The following is a 16,902-nucleotide window of genomic DNA, read 5'->3' on the forward strand; positions in this document are numbered from 1 at the left end:
AACAAGAGCACTTCATCCAGAAGGCTGCCGATCCTAGGTATGGACTGTAGTCAGTGGTAGGCATCGTGGCACTTGGCTTCGCACAAGATTGTGAGATCGAGGTCGAGAATGGATTCAAGATCAACGCCTCGAGATTATGATATGGACTGTCGAAGTGTCAGCGTTCATGATCCGGACCACGTTCTCTCTGGAATTTGTAATGCCACCTCCTTATCAGCGATAAGGATCGAGCCGGATCAGTTGACGAGATGGGCACCTATCAGTTGGCAAAGTGCACGCTCAAGCTGTTCTTCACGACATATGCCTCTGTTAGAGCGCACACGCGATTCGACTTATAGGTAAATTTAACAATGTGGGTAACCCTGATGTTTGAAAAGAGGATTCCTCTGCAGATGCAGAGCCGAGCAGGTTCAGTGCCATCTCTAGAATGCTGAGGTGCTCTGTGCGGATCCGAAGTGGACAGATACTTAAGATATAAAAGTTACAAAGAGTTGAGCGATGGTCCCCCTTGCAGAAATGCTGGAATCCTTGGATGTTTGTGTGGCGGTTTGATCGCGTTCTGCGCGGAAATGCAATAATCGGTTGTGCGTCATCGCACTTTTACGAGATGCAAATCTTCTGAACTATCAGTGCAACGAAATAATAACTCACAGTTTGTTCTGAGGAATATCTACCCGTTTCAAGTCAGTACACATGCATATAATGAATGCATCAATCGGATTTCTCGCATGCCTACATTCGTGGGACGGGTCACGGCCAGTGAGCCGCACTCCACCACTGGCCTGGTTTAAAGGGGGAAGGTCAAGCAGGACCTATCTAATTATCGGCAATGAGATCCCGCCCGGTCCGTTTCCTAGCGGCTTTCAAGGCGACCATGCCGCGAAGGATCCGATGCGCTTCGAGCCAAGTCTTTTCGGGTAAGCCCTCATTGGCTGTGTGTTCCTCATTCTCTTGAACATCCGAGTCGCAGTGCCACCGAGCCTTGGATGGAATGTCTATCAAAGGGGATTCAATGGCAAGAAACCGTTCCAGGACGTCTTCAATGCCTGGAGCTGAATGCTTGGCCTCACCACGATGTACCTTTTCTGTGGTGGAACTCGAGGTCCTGTGATCGTCTTCCCGTGAGATCCACATGAGCCCGAGCTTCTGCCGAAGAAACTCGGCAACCCAGGCTTGATCGTTGGGCGGCATCTCGTGGGCTTCAATCGCAAAGTCCTGATCGGTCACCCAGAGCACGGTCGCCCGTTGGACGCGAAGGGGTGTTGATTTTTCGGGAACCGAAACCTGCAGGGTTAACTGCATACCGGGTGCAACAGGCATCGATCCCGCGATTCTCCAGCCCCGTGAGGTCAGATCCAAGACGGTCCCTTCGGCGAGAAACTCGTCACTTCCATAGAGGACCGACCAACTGACTGGAAACCGACTGTGGCGCCGTATGGGGTTCTTCCTGTTCGACATTGGTGCTCCTTCCCCCTTTGCATATCCCAATAGACAAAAGGTAGCCGGAAGGTCAGCCGAGCGCCTTCCTCGAACTAGGTACTTCAAAAGGGGGGGCGTCTGAAGAATTGATCCGGGCCGCTAGGGGCCCTTAAGGTCTTCCTGTCGGCGAGCTGAGGACTAACAGGTTGGGGGTACAACAGCGTTCAGGTGATCACGCGAATCAACACAGCACGATCAGGGATTCGGTTGCCGCATCCGCTTGATCGAGCAGTAAAGCCCATAGCCTTGGGCCATTGTCCCGGTCACGAGTAACCCAAGTGCGGTCGGAAGCCAATGCGAGGCAGGGTGATCGAGTCCGTACATTCCGAAGACGAACCCGAGTGCAATGGCGATGATTCCGACTGATCGCGCGATGACACCTCTCAGCCACCAATTGTGTGTTGGCGGGGTTTCAAGATGCGCCATGCGTCAAGTCTACATCCACGTAGAAGGACAGTTCAATCGCACCCATGTGGACAGCAATGTCCGCATCAATACCTTGGATGAGACGGGGGCTACGATCTCTCTGGCTGCTCCACCTGCATATCCGTGTACCAATGGCCCATCGCAGCCATGAGGGATTTCGTGACGTATCCCGCAGACACCTTGTGTTATCTTGGAGGACTCTGGCGGTGAGGGACACGTTTCACTGACTGGTCCTTGGCTACGTAGGAATATGAGGAGGTCATGAAGCTCACACGGTCGGCCGTCGAGCGTTTGAAGGCGTTGATTCTCGATCATCCGGAAGATCCCATCGTCCGCGTGCAGGTGAAGGACGTGGACGACCAACGGCTGGCCTTCAGCATCACGCTGGAGGATCGGGTGCTACCCGACGACGAAGCGCAGAGCGTCGACGGCTTGACCGTGGCGATCCCCGCTGCCAGCGCCGTGCGCATGAGCGGCATCACCATGGATTACCAGGACCCTGGCGGCTTCAAATTCCTCCACACCGATGATCCGAACGATCTCCGGCTCGATCTCATCAATTTGAACTGACTCTGCCTTACCTGTTTAGATCTTTGCCAGTTCACTAGTTTTCCAGGTACTTGCGCACAATTCGATGGTTATCAGACACTCTCTCCTGCCGAACCGTCTGGATGAGCTAATGAGGCTACATCAATTATGAGGGGGTCAAAAGCAGTAGCGTACAGCACTCTTATGCTATTAAGCGTTGACGGCATATGTATTAATAACATATTCTCTATTCAGCGACACTAAATAGGAGGGCTCAACAGTGAACCGTGGCTTGTCCGGTCAGTATGAGACCTCCCAAATTGGCGGAGAGCAAGTAAGAGCCTTTATCCCGACCCCGCTTCCTCCCATACCGCCTCTCGATCTAACGGGTACGCGCCAAATACTCCTTGAGCAAGCACTGTTAGCTTTGGGGCGTCTTGATAGTGTTTCCACATTACTGCCAGATCCGCATCTATTTCTCTATGCTTACGTCAGAAAAGAAGCTCTGTTGTCCTCACAGATTGAAGGAACTCAATCGTCCCTGTCTGAACTGTTACTCTTCGAACTGGAGGAAGCACCAGGGATACCACGGGATGAAGTTGTGGATGTCTCCAACTACGTTGCGGCATTGGAATATGGGCTTGAGCGATTGCGCGGACGGTTTCCTCTTTCCAATCGGCTCATTCGCGAGGTTCATACTCAACTTCTTTCACGTGGTCGGGGAAGTGACAAGCTACCTGGAGAGTTCCGCCGATCGCAGAATTGGATTGGTGGGACTCGGCCGGGAAATGCCCATTTCGTCCCACCGCCACATCGGGTCGTAGAAGATTGCATGGGACAACTGGAGCGGTTTCTTCATGACGAAACGATACCATTACCCATGCTTGTCAAGGCTGCTCTTGCACACGTCCAGTTCGAAACGGTTCATCCGTTTCTGGATGGCAACGGTCGGGTCGGGCGGCTTCTCGTCACCCTCCTTCTGTGCCATGCCGGTGTCCTTACGCAGCCGCTTCTCTACCTAAGCCTATATTTCAAACAAAACCGGTCCACTTACTACAGGCTGCTTGATCAAGTCCGAATGGATGGAGATTGGGAGTCTTGGATCGATTTCTTTTTGGAGGGTGTGCGGACGACCGCACAAGGAGCGGTCTCAGCGGCGCAACGTTTGGTGGAATTGTTCAGTAGTGATGAGGGGAAAATTCAGAAAAGTGGCCGCGCCGCGGGGTCAGCGCTTCGAGTCCATTCAGCGCTTCGCGAACGACCGATTATTTCCCTTACAGATATATGCCGCCGCACAGGGCTTTCGTTTCCAGCAGCGACAAACGGCATGGCACTGCTTGAAAAGCTGGGAACTATTCGCGAGCTGACCGGCCGACAGCGGAACAGACTCTTCGCTTATGATCGCTATTTACAGATTCTCAGCGAGGGGACAGAACCGTTGTCAGCCTGAGTGCGCAGAATATTAACATTGCCCATCAGTTCCCATGCATCCATGCATGACGGATCTCCCTCCTCACGCATTGCACCGTCCTTCGAATCCCTTCTAGAATACTGATCTTGAAACGTGCCGGCTCTTTCGGTGTTCCGGATCGTGAACGATGCCGTCCAACGACGATCACAAGGCCGCCGCTCGTGCCGGCGCTCGCCGCATTATCGAGCAGGCGCCAAAAGTATTGGCCGGTTTGTTTGGCATTAGCGGCGCGGCGTATCTTTCGGGGTCGATGTATACGAGATCATATTTTTCCGAATTTGGAGCCTCGTGGATATTGGATGAGGTTCCGGCGGCGATCTACTTCAGTCAAAGCTGGATTCCGTTGCTGCTGATTCTCCTCTTCGGATACCTTGCCACCACGAACCTGGCCTTGATCGAAAGCCACGGCGATCTGACAGCGACCAAACGATTCAAGGTTTCAGTCACGGTCGTCCAGTATGGTCCATGGGTCTTGGGCGGGGTCATGGCGATCACCACACTGCTGACCACACTTGGTTACATTACCCCGGCAATCGTCCTGTCAGTCGTGGCTGTAACCTTTATTCTCTTGTTGTTTAGCTCGGCACTCGAACTCCTCGTCGTGCAGTTCAGCCAAGCCGACAAGGGTATTGATCCATTAATGGCATATCTCTCGCTCGTCGTGATTGCCGCCGGTCTGTATGTGGTTCCTACGCAGCTGGGGATGAACTGGGCACGGGTCGATAAACAACCGTCATCCGCTCTACTGAACGTGTATCTTCGCGGTGATGAAAGAACGGAGTACAAACTTCTTTTCTCGGTCGGTGAGCGGTTGTATATCTTCCCGACCAGCTATGAGGGGAAATATCCTCCGGTCAAGCCCGCGGCAGCGGCCAATGTCACATTCATTCCGCTTGGGAGCAAATCTGACTGAAGTCATACGCAGCGGCTTGCTCAGCTAAAAATCAAACCATTCTATTGGTCCTGCACTTGCATTCATTGGCTTCCAGCGTTAAACAGACACAAACTGATGCAGAATGCATCAGGCGCTGTGGCATTTTGGGACAGAGATGGGAGTCGGTCATGACTGAAGAGTGGGGTGCGATCCTCGTCGTCGATGATGATGCAGATATGCGGGAATTGGCTCATGACATGTTGAAAGACCGTGGTCATCAAGTCGCCATGGCCGGCAGCGGAGAAGAAGCCCTGAAACGATTGGCAGAAGAGGACTACGCGGTTGTCCTCACGGACCTCCGCATGAAAGGCATGGAGGGACTGGAATTGCTGGCCCAAATCAAGCGCCGAGATCCCGATATCAGTGTCATCCTCATGACGGCATTCGGGTCGGTGGAAACGGCCGTCGAGGCGATGAAGCACGGAGCCAGCGATTATCTCACCAAGCCTGTCCGGAAGGACGAGTTGATTCGCGTGGTCGAGCGCGTCATTCGAGAGGCATCCTTGCGGCGGGAAGTGAGCCGCCTTAGAAAAGAAGTCCGCAAGGAGTACAGCTTCCACCAGATTTTGGGAAAGAGCAAAGCGATCCAAATGGTCTTCGATCTCATTCGCCGGGTGGCCGATAGTCCGACCAATGTCCTGATCACGGGAGAGAGCGGCACCGGTAAGGAATTGGTCGCCAAAGCCATCCACTACAACAGTGACCGCAAAGACGCGCCGTTTACTCCCGTCAATTGCGCGGCGATTCCGGAACAGCTGTTGGAGAGTGAACTGTTCGGGCATATGCGGGGAGCCTTTACCGATGCCAAGATGGACAAGCGAGGGTTGTTTGAAGAGGCGCAGAAGGGCACGTTGTTTCTCGACGAGATCAGTGAGCTGCCGCTCATGCTGCAGGCCAAGATTCTTCGCGCGATTCAGGAAAAGGAAATCAGGCGGGTGGGCGCGACGAAGCCGATCTCGGTCGATGTGCGGATTATTGCCGCCACCAATCTGAATCTCAGCGAGGAAGTAAAGAATAAGCGGTTCCGGGAGGACCTGTATTATCGGCTCAACGTCATCGAGCTCAAGCTGCCCCCCTTACGGGAGCGGCGCGAGGACATTCCCCTCTTAGTCGACGCTTTTCTTAAAAAGTGCGGCGCCGTCCGCGGGAAAGAGGTCAAGGGCGTGAGCGAGGCCGCGCTGGCCATGCTGATGGACTATACCTGGCCCGGCAACGTGCGAGAGCTGGAGAACGTCATCGAACGGGCGGTGACGCTCAGCCGCAGCGAGAAGATTTCACCCGATGATTTGCCCTCGGCGGTGCAGGGAGCACGCGGCGAGCGCCGCGTGCTGGACGAAGCGGCCGAAAAGTCCCTGCCCTTGCATGAGTTGGAGAAGGAGTACATCAAGAAGATTCTCGAGAAGTCCGGCGGCAACAAGTACCAGACCGCTCATACCCTTGGCATCGATCGCAAGACCTTGTATCGTAAACTCGCCGAAATCGAGGGCAAGACTCATCCAGAAGAATGACAGCTTCCTCCGGTCATCGAGTCAGATTGAGACCGCATGCACATCGGGGATGAAATACGGTGCGTGCTATGCCGTGGGCTCTGCCCCTCCTCCGGGGAATGGTCGAAGTCCTGGTGTCTCACGGATTCAGCACGAATGATGACATCCACGTCACAATCATTGTGGTCGTTCCGTATTCGCGTGTTGCAGGGAGCCTGCTCTGGGTACGCGGATCCATCGACCAACGCTCTGTGAAGGAACAGATGATGGAGGGACCAATCACGAGATCGCTCGCCGATGTCACACGCTCCGAAGCGGACCGTCCGAAGGTAGAGGAGCAGCTCCTGATCAGCCGGCTGAGGCTGGAAGGCATCATCGAATCCGCGATGGATGCGATCATCACGGTGGACGAGGATCAGAGAATCCTGTTGTTCAATCGCGCGGCGGAACAGATGTTCGTCTGCTCCATCCGAGAGGCAATCGGGCAGCCGCTCGATCGATTCTTGCCCGCACGTTTCCGCGAAGCCCATCGCCACGACGTTCATGCGTTTGGGCAGTCCGGTGTGACGAGTCGAAAGATGGGTCAACTGGGAACGGTGATGGGGCTACGCTCGAACGGACAAGAGTTTCACATCGAAGCCTCCATCTCGCATATCTCGGTTGAGCAAAAGAAATACTATACCGTCATTCTCCGAGACATCACCGAGCGCAAGCAGGCCGAGGAAGACCTGAGGGAGAGCCAGCGACAACTCAGCACTCTGATCGGCAATCTCCCGGGTTTCGTGTATCGCAGCCGAAATGACCATGACCGGTCATTCACGTATCTCAGCGAAGGAGTATCCGATTTGACCGGGTACACCGTCGGAGAATATCTCCAACAGCGGACCATCTCATTCGGGAACACGATACATGCGGGCGACCGTGAGCGAGTCTGGCAGGAGGTTCAGGAAGCCGTCACGCGACATGGTCCGTTCGAGACGACCTATCGAATCCTGACCAAATCGGGAGAGGTCAAATCGGTTTGGGAAAGAGGGGAAGGGGTCTACGCACCGGACGGCACACTGAGTTACCTGGAAGGGTTCGTCACCGACGTCACTGAACGCAAGCGAGCCGAGCACCTGCTTCGGCAAAGCGAAGAACGCTACCGGCGTCTGATCGCCGTCTCGCCCTATGCGATCTTTGTGAGCCGGGGCGACCGCGTTATCTTTGCGAACGACCAGGCCATCAAGCTGTTCGGCGCGGTGAAGGCCGATGAGGTTTTGGGAAAATCACTCCTGAGCCTCTTTCATCCCGAGTATCACGACGTCCTGAGAGAATGGACCCACGAATTGCTGGAAGGCCGATCACTGGTGCCGGTGGTCGAGGAGAAAATTGTGCGCCTGGATGGAATGTCGATCGATGTCGAGGTCAGCGCGGCCCGGTTGGTGGATGAGGAAGGGCCGGCCATCTTGGTCATGCTCCGAGACATCAGCGAGCGGAAGCGACTGCAGGACCAATTGCGCAAGACCGAGCGGGTTGCCGAACTCGGTACACTGGCGTCCGGCATGGCCCACGAGATCGGGACGCCGATGAACGTCATTCTCGGCCGTGCCGAGTACCTGATGGACCGTGTCACGGAGGAGCCGGTCAAGAAAGGGCTCCAGACCATCATTACACAGGTGGAGCGGATTACGAAGGTGATGAATCAGTTGCTGTCGTTCGCCCGACGCAAAGCTCCGGAGCGGCGCGCGCTGGACCTGCGAGAGGTCCTGGAAGATGCGATGGAAATGTTCCAAGAGCGTCTTGCTCGAAACCAGATTCAGGTCGAAACGGCATTGGCTGATTCTTGCCCGATGGCGATGGCCGATCCCGACCAAATGAGCCAGGTGTTCATCAATCTCGTCATGAATGCCGTGCATGCGATGCCGGACGGCGGGACCTTGCGAATCGGCCTGGCGCCGGAGAATCGAATGGTCAAACTCACGGTCGCTGATACGGGCCATGGCATTCCCGGGCATGCGGTCGAGAAAATATTCGAACCGTTCTTTACGACGAAAGAATTCGGCAAAGGAACCGGATTAGGATTGACCGTCGTGAAAGGCATCATTGAAGAGCATCAGGGTTCCATTGCCGTGAAAAGCGAAGAGGGCAAAGGCACGAAGTTTACGATTCTGCTTCCGCAGAGCCCATAGCAGCCGTCCGCCATGGGCTGAGTCCTGCGCGTGTAGTCCTGGGCCTTGTGAGAGGTTCAACCCGCCGAGCGCTGTAGCATCTCGCAACGGCGCCTTCCGCCTTGAGTGTGGTGTTTCTCATCACTGCCGCCCTGCCGGCATCAGCAACCCGCGGGATTTCTTTGAAATTAGACTTACCATGCCCATTGTTCTTATGGGCGGCCCTCTTGCCCGCTTCTTGCAGTCCACTGATACAGGGGCAGAGGTACAAAGAGGATGACCACTGTGGCAACGGGAAAAGCTGATGTGGTGCTGATCGTCGAAGATGACCGGGAGATGCGCAGTCTGCTTTGCGATGAACTGTGGGGCACCGGGTATCAGCTCCGTGAAGCCAGGGACGGAGACGAAGCCTTTCTGGCGGTTCTGCAATCGGTGCCAGACCTGATTTTAACCGATCTGCGTATGCCGGCCGGGGGGGCGGATTACATCAGTCGGTTGCGGACCGTGGCCCCTAGGTGCCCCATTGTCGTCATCACGGCGTTCGGCGATGCGGCGTTGAAAGCCCAAGTGATACGAGCAGGGGCCAACGCCTACTTCGACAAACCGGTCCGCATTGCTGATCTCAAGAACTGTGTACAACGACTGCTGGACCACAGACCGGAAGCTGATTGCTGACATCAACGGCGTAAGGTCGTAGGAGACGCTTCACTCCAAGAAGCGAGACAAACTTGTCTGACGAAGAACTGTTCAACGCACCCCTCCCGAGCGATCCCATCATTGCCGCACGATTGGAAGCCATTCGACAGCTTGCAGGCGGACTGTCCGAACGGGTGGCGGTTATGGACCGAGCCTTCAACGTCGTGTACGCGAATGAAGCAGCGTGGATAGCCGGACAAACCAAAGCGACTCATCAGCACCGCGCCAAATGCTATGAAGCATTTGCACATCGAACCGATCCTTGCGAAGCCTGTCCGGCGACGAAGGTGTTCGAGGCACCGGAGGTGCAGTGCGTCTCCTGTGCGGGAGGAGGCGCCGGCGCCGCCTGCGGGATGCAGCAGGCGTTTCCTTTGGCCGATCAGCACGGAACGGTCGAGTCGATGCTGGTGCTGTTCACGCCGGTGCCGAAGTCCCTTCATCGAGCAACGCCGCAGGAGCCTGCCGCTCCAGCCGAGGACGTTCGTCTAGGAAATTTGCTGGGCCGAAGTCCGGCTATGCGTCAGCTGTTCGATATGACACGCCTGGTGTCGGAGAGTTCCGCCACGGTACTCATCCATGGTGAGAGCGGAACGGGCAAGGAACTCCTCGCGAGAACGATCCACGCACTCAGCAGCCGACGAGATCGGCCGTTCGTGGTCGTCGATTGCGGGTCATTGCCGGAAACACTGCTTGAAAGCGAGCTGTTCGGACATGTGAAAGGAGCCTTCACCGGAGCCGTGGCGAATAAACGGGGCTTGTTCGAAGAGGCAGAGGGCGGAACGATCTTCCTCGATGAAATTGCCGATACAAGGCCGGTCTTTCAGGCGAAGCTGCTCCGTGTGCTGCAGGAGGGCGAGATCAAACCGGTCGGTGGGACGAGATCGATCAAAATCCATGCGCGAGTCATCTCGGCATCGAACAAGGATTTGGCCGAATTGGTGAAGGCTAAGACGTTTCGAGAAGATCTCTACTATCGACTGGCGGTGTTGCCGCTGTATATACCGGCCTTGAGGGAACGGCGTGAAGATATCCCCTTGCTGGTGCAGTCCTTCGTCACCGCTTCTTGTGCACGACATCATCAAGCGGTTCGATCTGTCGATGAAAAAACGATGCGGGCATTATGCGAGGCCGAATGGCACGGTAATGTCCGAGAATTGCTGCACTATATCGAGCGCGCCGTCGTGACGACAGCCGGTCCGTGGCTCGTATGCGATGATCTTGTTTCAAGCGGAGCCGTTGCTGAACACGAGAGCTTGCGGTCAGCGTCGAGAGGGGTTGTGGCCAAGACGGAACGTACCCGGATTGTCGATGCCCTCAAGAAGACCGCGGGGAATCGATTGAAAGCAGCCAAGTTGCTCAAGATCAGCCGAGCGAGCCTCTACAACAAGCTGCGTGCCTATTCCATCGAGTAGCGTTCGTTTGCCCTTTTCCACCTCTTTCCTCGTCGCAACTGTCCAAGTATCTGGATTGTCTAACCCATTGAAGTCCTGGACAACGCTTCAGCCGCATGCCGGAACTGTCTATTTGTTTAGATTTTTGGATCGGTCTGAAAAGGAATGACAGGGCTGAAACGTTGACGATCACCACTGCTACTCTGCTGACGCGCAATTCTTGATTCCTGCGCACAAAGCTTGCTCAACCCATTCAACAGACGCAGAGCTGTCTGACTGTGAAAACGATGTGTCGTGTGAACACTCTCGCAAAGGGCCTGTGGTCGGCAAGGGTTGGTCATCATTTGTTTGTTTGACAGAAGGAGGGAGAGAGCATGGCTTCTGAACGTTCCAGGAAAATCGATGCGTTTTGGTATAACACGATGCCCCTCAAGGCAGGCTGGCTTGGGATGCTGGCGATCGGTGTTTTCTGGGTTATGTACCAACGTATCTTCGGATATTCGCACGGGTTAGACTCCATGACCCCCGAGTTTGACTCGGTGTGGATGGGGCTGTGGCGCTTTAACATCATCGCCAACGCCATCTTCTTCGCTGTGTCCGTCGGATGGATTTGGACGACCCGTGATCGCAACTTGGCCAACTTGGATCCCAAGCTCGAGCTGAGGAGATATTTTTATTGGCTGAGCTGGCTGGTCTGTTACATCTGGGGCGTGTACTACGCGGGGAGCTATACGCTGGAACAGGACGCGGCCTGGCACCAGGTGATCATCCGAGACACGAGCTTCACCGCGAGCCATATCGTGGCGTTCTACGGAAGCTTCCCGTTGTACATTACGTGCGGCGTGTCCAGTTATCTCTACGCGCAGACCCGGTTGCCACTCTATGCGCAGGCGACGTCCTTCCCGTTGGTCGCGGCGGTGGTTGGACCGATGATGATTCTGCCGAACGTGGGGTTGAACGAGTGGGGCCATGCGTTCTGGTTCGTAGACGAACTGTTCTCGGCGCCCTTGCACTGGGGCTTCGTGACGTTGGGCTGGTGCGGATTGTTCGGCGCGGCCGGCGGGGTGGCGGCGCAGATCGTCTCGCGCATGTCAAACCTGGCGGACGTGATCTGGAATGGTGCTTCTAAAGATATCCTCGATCCGTTTTCCAAACAGGTGGGCACCAAGACTACGTACTAAGCAGAGGCCAAGAAGTAGGGAAATTCCAGTGTCAGGCTAGCGCCTCTAATTGGTCTGACGAGGCCCGGTACTCCATGATCGAGGTACCGGGCCAAATAATGTTCCGTGGTGGTCGTCGCACCAGTCGGTGGATCTTCCTTCACCTCATTCTTTCCTCACATGCGCGATCGATGAGGGTATCCTCATCGTTCTGATTTCTTTTCGCATCGATGAATGCGGAGTTTGAATCCCGCATATCGAAATGCGCATCCCATCGGCTTGAGGTACCTGCTCATACAGCGCCGAATAGTCCAGACGCCTCTTGTGTTCCATTTCTCCCTTTATCTCGCAGGTGGACGTCTATCGGTGTGGACAGCATAAGTGAATGATATCTGAACAATTGAGCGAGGACCCTTTTGCGATTGTCCAAACTGATGGATTACGTGTGCATCGTCAACAGACGCTGATACTCAAGGTGAAAGCCCCTTTGTCGCTTCTGGCACGCGAATGATTAGGTTGAGTGACTAGGGACAATCATGGCACGAACGTTGCGGAAGTCTGGGAAGCATACAGAGAGGCCAGGATCTGTGGGTGCTGGATAGTGAGACGCCCTGTCACTATCCAGCCCATTGTTTCAAGGTGAGCGGTTGCCCCGACCGCCACGTGTCAGCGGTGAGGGGGTCACACGTGAGAGTGGCCCCCTCATTTTCTATTCGCATGCGGCGCGTGTGTGTGATCGGTCTGTGGGGGTCGGACCGATCCTTATCATAGAGGAGGTCCCATGCAGTGCAAGACGATCGATGTGGAGGATCACCTGAATCGCACGGTGGCGGGAATGGATCTTGAGCAGTCAGGCCGTATCTACTGGGAACAGAACGAATGCCTCATTCTTAATCGGTTCATCCCGAAAACAATCGTCAACCCCTGTCTCACCGAGGTCGAGCTGCTCCGGAAGAACATCTTTCGCAATTACGTTCCAGGCCACAAGCAGGGGGGCAGCGTCAGTTATTATGCGATTTGGAACGAGTTCCATGAGTCATCCGCCATTGTCTCGCTCTATCGCTCCCCGGCGTTGCGTCGGTTTCTGAGCACAATCGTGAAGGAGGAGTTGCTGCTCTGTCCGGAACACGATCCCCATTCCTGCGCGCTTTATTACTACACGAAGCCGGGTGACCACATCGGATTTCATTACGATACCTCATACTACAAGGGCAAGCGGTACACAGTTCTGATGGGCTTGATCGAGCGATCCGAACAATGCCATCTCGTGGCCAACCTGCCTACGCCCGGAATGAAGGAGGAAGTACACGAGCAGCCCATCCTGCTCGATCCGGGGTCGCTCGTGATCTTCAATGGAGACAAGCTGTGGCATGCCGTCACGCCGCTCGGGTCCAGGGAAGAACGAATCGTGCTTACGCTGCAATATGTGACTGACCCGGAAATGGGCCCTTTTCAGCGCGCCTTTTCGAATCTGAAGGATGCCTTCGCCTACTTCGGGCCGGCCGCCATGATACATCGGTCCAGGACGCAGCCCGCATCGATGACGGGCACCGCGACGTCGCAGTGCGATGCGATGGCTGACCATCCGATCTTACGATTTCTCGCTGGAGCCGCCGGTGCGTCTCTCAATCGCGATTCCTGAGGCGCAGGTGGTCGAAGCCCCGGCCCTGTTGCGGCTTGTCCGGATGGCGCCGGCCTGTGAGGTTGAGGCTGGCGAACAGGGAGCGGCGTATGTGGCACTCTTCGAGGATTTCCCGAAATCGGTCGAGATCGTCGCGCAGCTGATCGAGGAGGCGTGGGACCTGCGTGATGTTCGAATCACACTCGAAGGCAGACCCGTCGTGAGCCGAATCAGCTTCTACCTCGCGCTCCTATGCTATCAGGAGAGTATCAGTGCATCGGACCCGGAAGCCTTTTGTCGGCGACAGGCGGGAAAGGTCGGAAATGATGGAGGATGTCCTGATCGGTCGTGTGTGTCCCATTGTCAGTTTATTTGTTCCAGGTGTGTGGGATTGGTTCGCGAACGGGGAGGACCTGCGGTGTCGGCTCAACTTCAGGAAATCGCGCGCCAGGCTGAAGTCTATTGGTGTCCGAACCTGCACATCATGAAGTCCAATGCGTCAGGAGCGCCTCGCGTAGAACTCGTTCGGTTGGACAACGACCACTGAAGGGCCGACGAGAACGCGATGAATCGATCGTCACCGTATGGAGTCCATTCATCAAGCTGATGCCTTGGGCCGGCGAGTGCCAATCAGCGTAACCGTTAGGAGGCATCATGCAGTATAGGAGGCGTACGTGGAACGTTGGAACGTGGGCTGTCGCGGTTGCGATTGTCGCGGGGTTGGCCACGTTTAATGCCTTGCCGGCTTCGGCCGAAGATACGACGTCGACCGGGAACCGCGTGTTCTTTCGCGGGGGCGCCGCCGGACTTACCAGTGATCGTGCCGGCGAGTTGATCACCGACGGCCATGGCGTTGCCGGCAAGAACGATGGGTCGTTCGGCTATTCCATCGGCGGAGGAACGGATCTTATGGTCACCAGAGATCTGTGGGGCATGATGAGCGGCGTCGCGGTCGTGGGCGAGATCGGATTGGAATTCAAGCGGTGGGGTTCCAACAATGTCGCGAATGGAGATACCACCGGCGTGACGGGGGTGAGTAATGGCGGTCTGAGCAAGGTGCAACTGACCATGTTGACCGTGAGCGTGGCGCCCAAGGTGAAGTTCCGGCAGGGGACTGATTTCCAACCATGGGTCATTCCGGCCGGGTTGGATTTCCACGTCATCAGCCCGACATCCAGTCAGATCAACTACTTGGATATCGGGGTCCAGTTCGGCGGCGGCGCCGAGTATCGCGTATGGAAAGAGCTGTGGCTGGGTCTCGACAGCCGATTCCATCTGGCCTCCAATCAAACCAACACGGTAAACAATTTTTGGACGGCCGGTGTCTATGGGGCAATAGGGTTCTGAAGCAGCGTGATGTCGTAGGAGGTGCCGCCTGGTGCTCCAAGGAAGGAGTTTCGATGTCCATCTCTGAACAAACCCCAGCGCTCCAGTCACCCAAACGCCAATATGTGAACTTCGTCTTCTATAAAGTCGATCCAGCTTGGCGCCGTCTGCCGGAGGATGTGCGGACCAAAGGTAAGCATGAGTTCTTGCGGGCCGTGGAGGACTACACCGGAAACGTTCTAATAGTGCCCTATTCCACCATCGGCATTCGGGGGGACTGCGACTTCATGCTCTGGCGCATCTGCTATGACCTGGCCCTCTTCCAAGACATGAGCGCCAAGATCCTGGCCTCCGGCTTAGGCCAGTACCTCACGATCCCATACTCCTATCTGGCGATGACCAAGCGGTCCGTCTATGTCGACCATCATTCGCACGCGGGACAGGAAGGAAAACGGCTGACGGTGGTGCCCGGGAAGGGTAAGTACATCTTTGTGTATCCGTTTCTGAAGACACGGGAGTGGTTTCTGCTGACGAAAGCGGCGCGGCAGGGGATGATGGACGAGCATATTGAAATCGGTCATCGCTTCCCCTCGGTGAAGCTGAATACGAGCTATTCATTCGGGTTGGATGATCAGGAATGGGTGGTGGCGTTTGAGAGCGACCAGCCGGAAGACTTTCTGGAACTCGTGATGGCGCTGCGCGAAACCGAGGGTTCACGCTATACACTGCGCGATACGCCGATTTTCACCTGCGTGCTCAAGAGCCTAAAGGAAATGCTCGACACACTCGGCGGTTGAGGCCACAAAACTGAATGCTCGAAGGTTTCTGGTACATCGCCGGGGAAAGTACTGCGATCAGGGCCGGCCGGCCGTTCGCGTCGGTGCTCTGCAATCAGCCTCTGGTGCTGTTTCGGGATGGGCAGGGTCGCGTGCATGCGTTAGAAGACCGCTGTCCCCACAAGGGCATGCCGCTCTCGTCGGCCCGGCAGGAAGGGGATTCCTTGCGGTGCCCTTTTCATGGGTGGCGCTTCCTCGCTTCCGGCAAGTGTATAGAAGTTCCGGCCATCGGCAATGTGGCACATCCATCGTTGACCTCGGCTTGTGTGAAAGCCTTTCCAGTCCAGGAACTGGACGGATGGGTGTGGGTCTACATCGGCAACGATCGGTGCCCGACCCCTTCGTCTCTCCCACCATCGTTGCCGGTTCCTGATGACGGAAGTCCCATGGTTTCCGTGCGCGAGTCTGCCGAGGCGAAAGTCCGGTGGGATTTCGCGGTGGACAGTCTCATGGATCCGGCCCACGTCCCGTTCGTGCACCACAACTATTTTCGACGACGCGAGGCAGCCAGAAGAAAAGAAAAAGTGTTTACACGGCTGCCGCTGGGGTTTCGCACCATATCGCAGAATGTGTTGCTGCCGGACACCTTTATCTTTCGCGCCTTGTCTCCGAGACTGAGCTCGGCCACGACCACGGTCGATTTTCTCCTGCCGGGTATCCATCTGGAACGATGGGAGATTGGCAAACGGTTTGCGTCAGTCATGTTGGTTGCCACACCGCTCGCTGATGGACGAAGCCGGTTCGACATCTGCGTCGGGTGGAACTTCTTGCGCGGGCTACCCGTGGGATGGCTGGTCCGCCGGACTCTACGGACTATTCTTGGCCAGGACAGGGAAGTTCTGGAATTGCAGGAACAGGGGTTTGGCCAGAAGGGAACCATGTTGTTGAATTTGGAATCGGACACACTGGCCGTGTGGTACCGGCGGCTGAAGAGATATCGTCTGGATCAATTGGCTGGTGTGCCTAACCCACAGCATCCGATTCCTGAGAAAGTCACGCTCAGCTGGATCACCTGAGTCGAATCGTCCAGGACTGATCGCATGAGCACGACCCACCGGAACTGCTTGTGCAGAAGAGCCGGAACTACGGTGGCGCCTGGCCCAGATGTTTCCTCCCCCGCGCTCCAATATTGCCCCGCCATGCCACAGTTTCCCGATAGACACTGTCCAATGAAATAGACAGCATAACCTCATGATTTTCATTCGATCCCTCGATAGAGCTCCGTCGCTGTCTTATTCTGTAGAAGAGCTCCCCACCTCTGTTGATCGACGAGATAGGCCCCAGACTCTCTCTAACCTCTTGTCTCTATGTGAAAAGTTCTATTGATCCAAAATCTTGTTCGAGGAGGCACGGCGATTGCGCTATGCAGAAATCGCTGGTGAGGGTTTGGGTGATTT

15 protein-coding genes are annotated in these 16,902 nt (G+C 55.7%); 13 read left to right on the forward strand and 2 right to left on the reverse strand.

The window, feature by feature from the left end; genetic code table 11:
* Positions 1 to 816: 816 nt before the first annotated feature.
* Both H8K03_12340 and H8K03_12345 read right to left on the reverse strand, forming a co-directional pair.
* The gene (locus tag H8K03_12340; GenBank protein ID UVT18615.1) at positions 817 to 1,458 is read right to left on the reverse strand and encodes a PilZ domain-containing protein; all 642 of its coding nucleotides are present in this window, start codon (positions 1,456 to 1,458) and stop codon (positions 817 to 819) included.
* 216 nt (positions 1,459 to 1,674) lie between these two features.
* Positions 1,675 to 1,905 (reverse strand): hypothetical protein, encoded by a 231-nt coding sequence (locus H8K03_12345; GenBank protein ID UVT18616.1) that lies wholly within the window; start codon positions 1,903 to 1,905, stop codon positions 1,675 to 1,677.
* A gap of 261 nt (positions 1,906 to 2,166) precedes the next feature.
* Between H8K03_12345 and H8K03_12350 the strand changes: the two genes are divergently transcribed.
* The 13 genes from H8K03_12350 (at position 2,167) to H8K03_12410 (ending at position 16,521) form a co-directional block, all read left to right on the forward strand.
* The gene (locus H8K03_12350) at positions 2,167 to 2,475 is read left to right on the forward strand and encodes a hypothetical protein (protein ID UVT18617.1); all 309 of its coding nucleotides are present in this window, start codon (positions 2,167 to 2,169) and stop codon (positions 2,473 to 2,475) included.
* 238 nt (positions 2,476 to 2,713) lie between these two features.
* Positions 2,714 to 3,883 (forward strand): Fic family protein, encoded by a 1,170-nt coding sequence (locus H8K03_12355; GenBank protein UVT18618.1) that lies wholly within the window; start codon positions 2,714 to 2,716, stop codon positions 3,881 to 3,883.
* A gap of 148 nt (positions 3,884 to 4,031) precedes the next feature.
* Entirely contained in the window at positions 4,032 to 4,817 is a 786-nt protein-coding gene (locus tag H8K03_12360; protein ID UVT18619.1) for a hypothetical protein, read from the forward strand.
* Positions 4,818 to 4,966: 149 nt separating this feature from the next.
* Positions 4,967 to 6,346: a sigma-54-dependent Fis family transcriptional regulator gene (locus H8K03_12365; protein ID UVT18620.1), complete on the forward strand. Its 1,380-nt coding sequence runs from the start codon at positions 4,967 to 4,969 to the stop codon at positions 6,344 to 6,346.
* A gap of 68 nt (positions 6,347 to 6,414) precedes the next feature.
* Positions 6,415 to 8,496, forward strand: a complete 2,082-nt coding sequence (locus tag H8K03_12370; protein ID UVT18621.1) for a PAS domain S-box protein — start codon at positions 6,415 to 6,417, stop codon at positions 8,494 to 8,496.
* Positions 8,497 to 8,760: 264 nt separating this feature from the next.
* A complete protein-coding gene (locus tag H8K03_12375) occupies positions 8,761 to 9,150 on the forward strand; it encodes a response regulator (GenBank protein ID UVT18622.1) in 390 nt (129 codons plus the stop codon).
* A gap of 53 nt (positions 9,151 to 9,203) precedes the next feature.
* Entirely contained in the window at positions 9,204 to 10,583 is a 1,380-nt protein-coding gene (locus tag H8K03_12380) for a sigma-54-dependent Fis family transcriptional regulator (GenBank protein ID UVT18623.1), read from the forward strand.
* 353 nt (positions 10,584 to 10,936) lie between these two features.
* Positions 10,937 to 11,743, forward strand: coding sequence for a methane monooxygenase/ammonia monooxygenase subunit C (locus tag H8K03_12385; GenBank protein ID UVT18624.1), 807 nt, complete (start codon positions 10,937 to 10,939; stop codon positions 11,741 to 11,743).
* Positions 11,744 to 12,503: 760 nt separating this feature from the next.
* On the forward strand, positions 12,504 to 13,364 hold the full coding sequence (locus H8K03_12390) for a 2OG-Fe(II) oxygenase (GenBank protein UVT18625.1): 861 nt from the start codon (positions 12,504 to 12,506) through the stop codon (positions 13,362 to 13,364).
* On the forward strand, positions 13,339 to 13,890 hold the full coding sequence (locus H8K03_12395; protein UVT18626.1) for a hypothetical protein: 552 nt from the start codon (positions 13,339 to 13,341) through the stop codon (positions 13,888 to 13,890). The genes H8K03_12390 and H8K03_12395 overlap by 26 nt, the downstream gene beginning before the upstream one ends.
* A gap of 107 nt (positions 13,891 to 13,997) precedes the next feature.
* Positions 13,998 to 14,690 carry a hypothetical protein gene (locus H8K03_12400; GenBank protein ID UVT18627.1) on the forward strand — a complete coding sequence of 231 codons (693 nt, stop codon included), beginning with the start codon at positions 13,998 to 14,000 and terminating at the stop codon, positions 14,688 to 14,690.
* Positions 14,691 to 14,743: 53 nt separating this feature from the next.
* On the forward strand, positions 14,744 to 15,466 hold the full coding sequence (locus H8K03_12405; protein ID UVT18628.1) for a chlorite dismutase family protein: 723 nt from the start codon (positions 14,744 to 14,746) through the stop codon (positions 15,464 to 15,466).
* A 14-nt stretch (positions 15,467 to 15,480) separates the two neighbouring features.
* On the forward strand, positions 15,481 to 16,521 hold the full coding sequence (locus H8K03_12410; GenBank protein ID UVT18629.1) for an aromatic ring-hydroxylating dioxygenase subunit alpha: 1,041 nt from the start codon (positions 15,481 to 15,483) through the stop codon (positions 16,519 to 16,521).
* Positions 16,522 to 16,902: the final 381 nt, after the last annotated feature.

It is taken from the genome of Nitrospira sp., from assembly GCA_024760545.1.
In the GTDB taxonomy this organism is placed as follows: Bacteria; Nitrospirota; Nitrospiria; order Nitrospirales; family Nitrospiraceae; genus Nitrospira_D.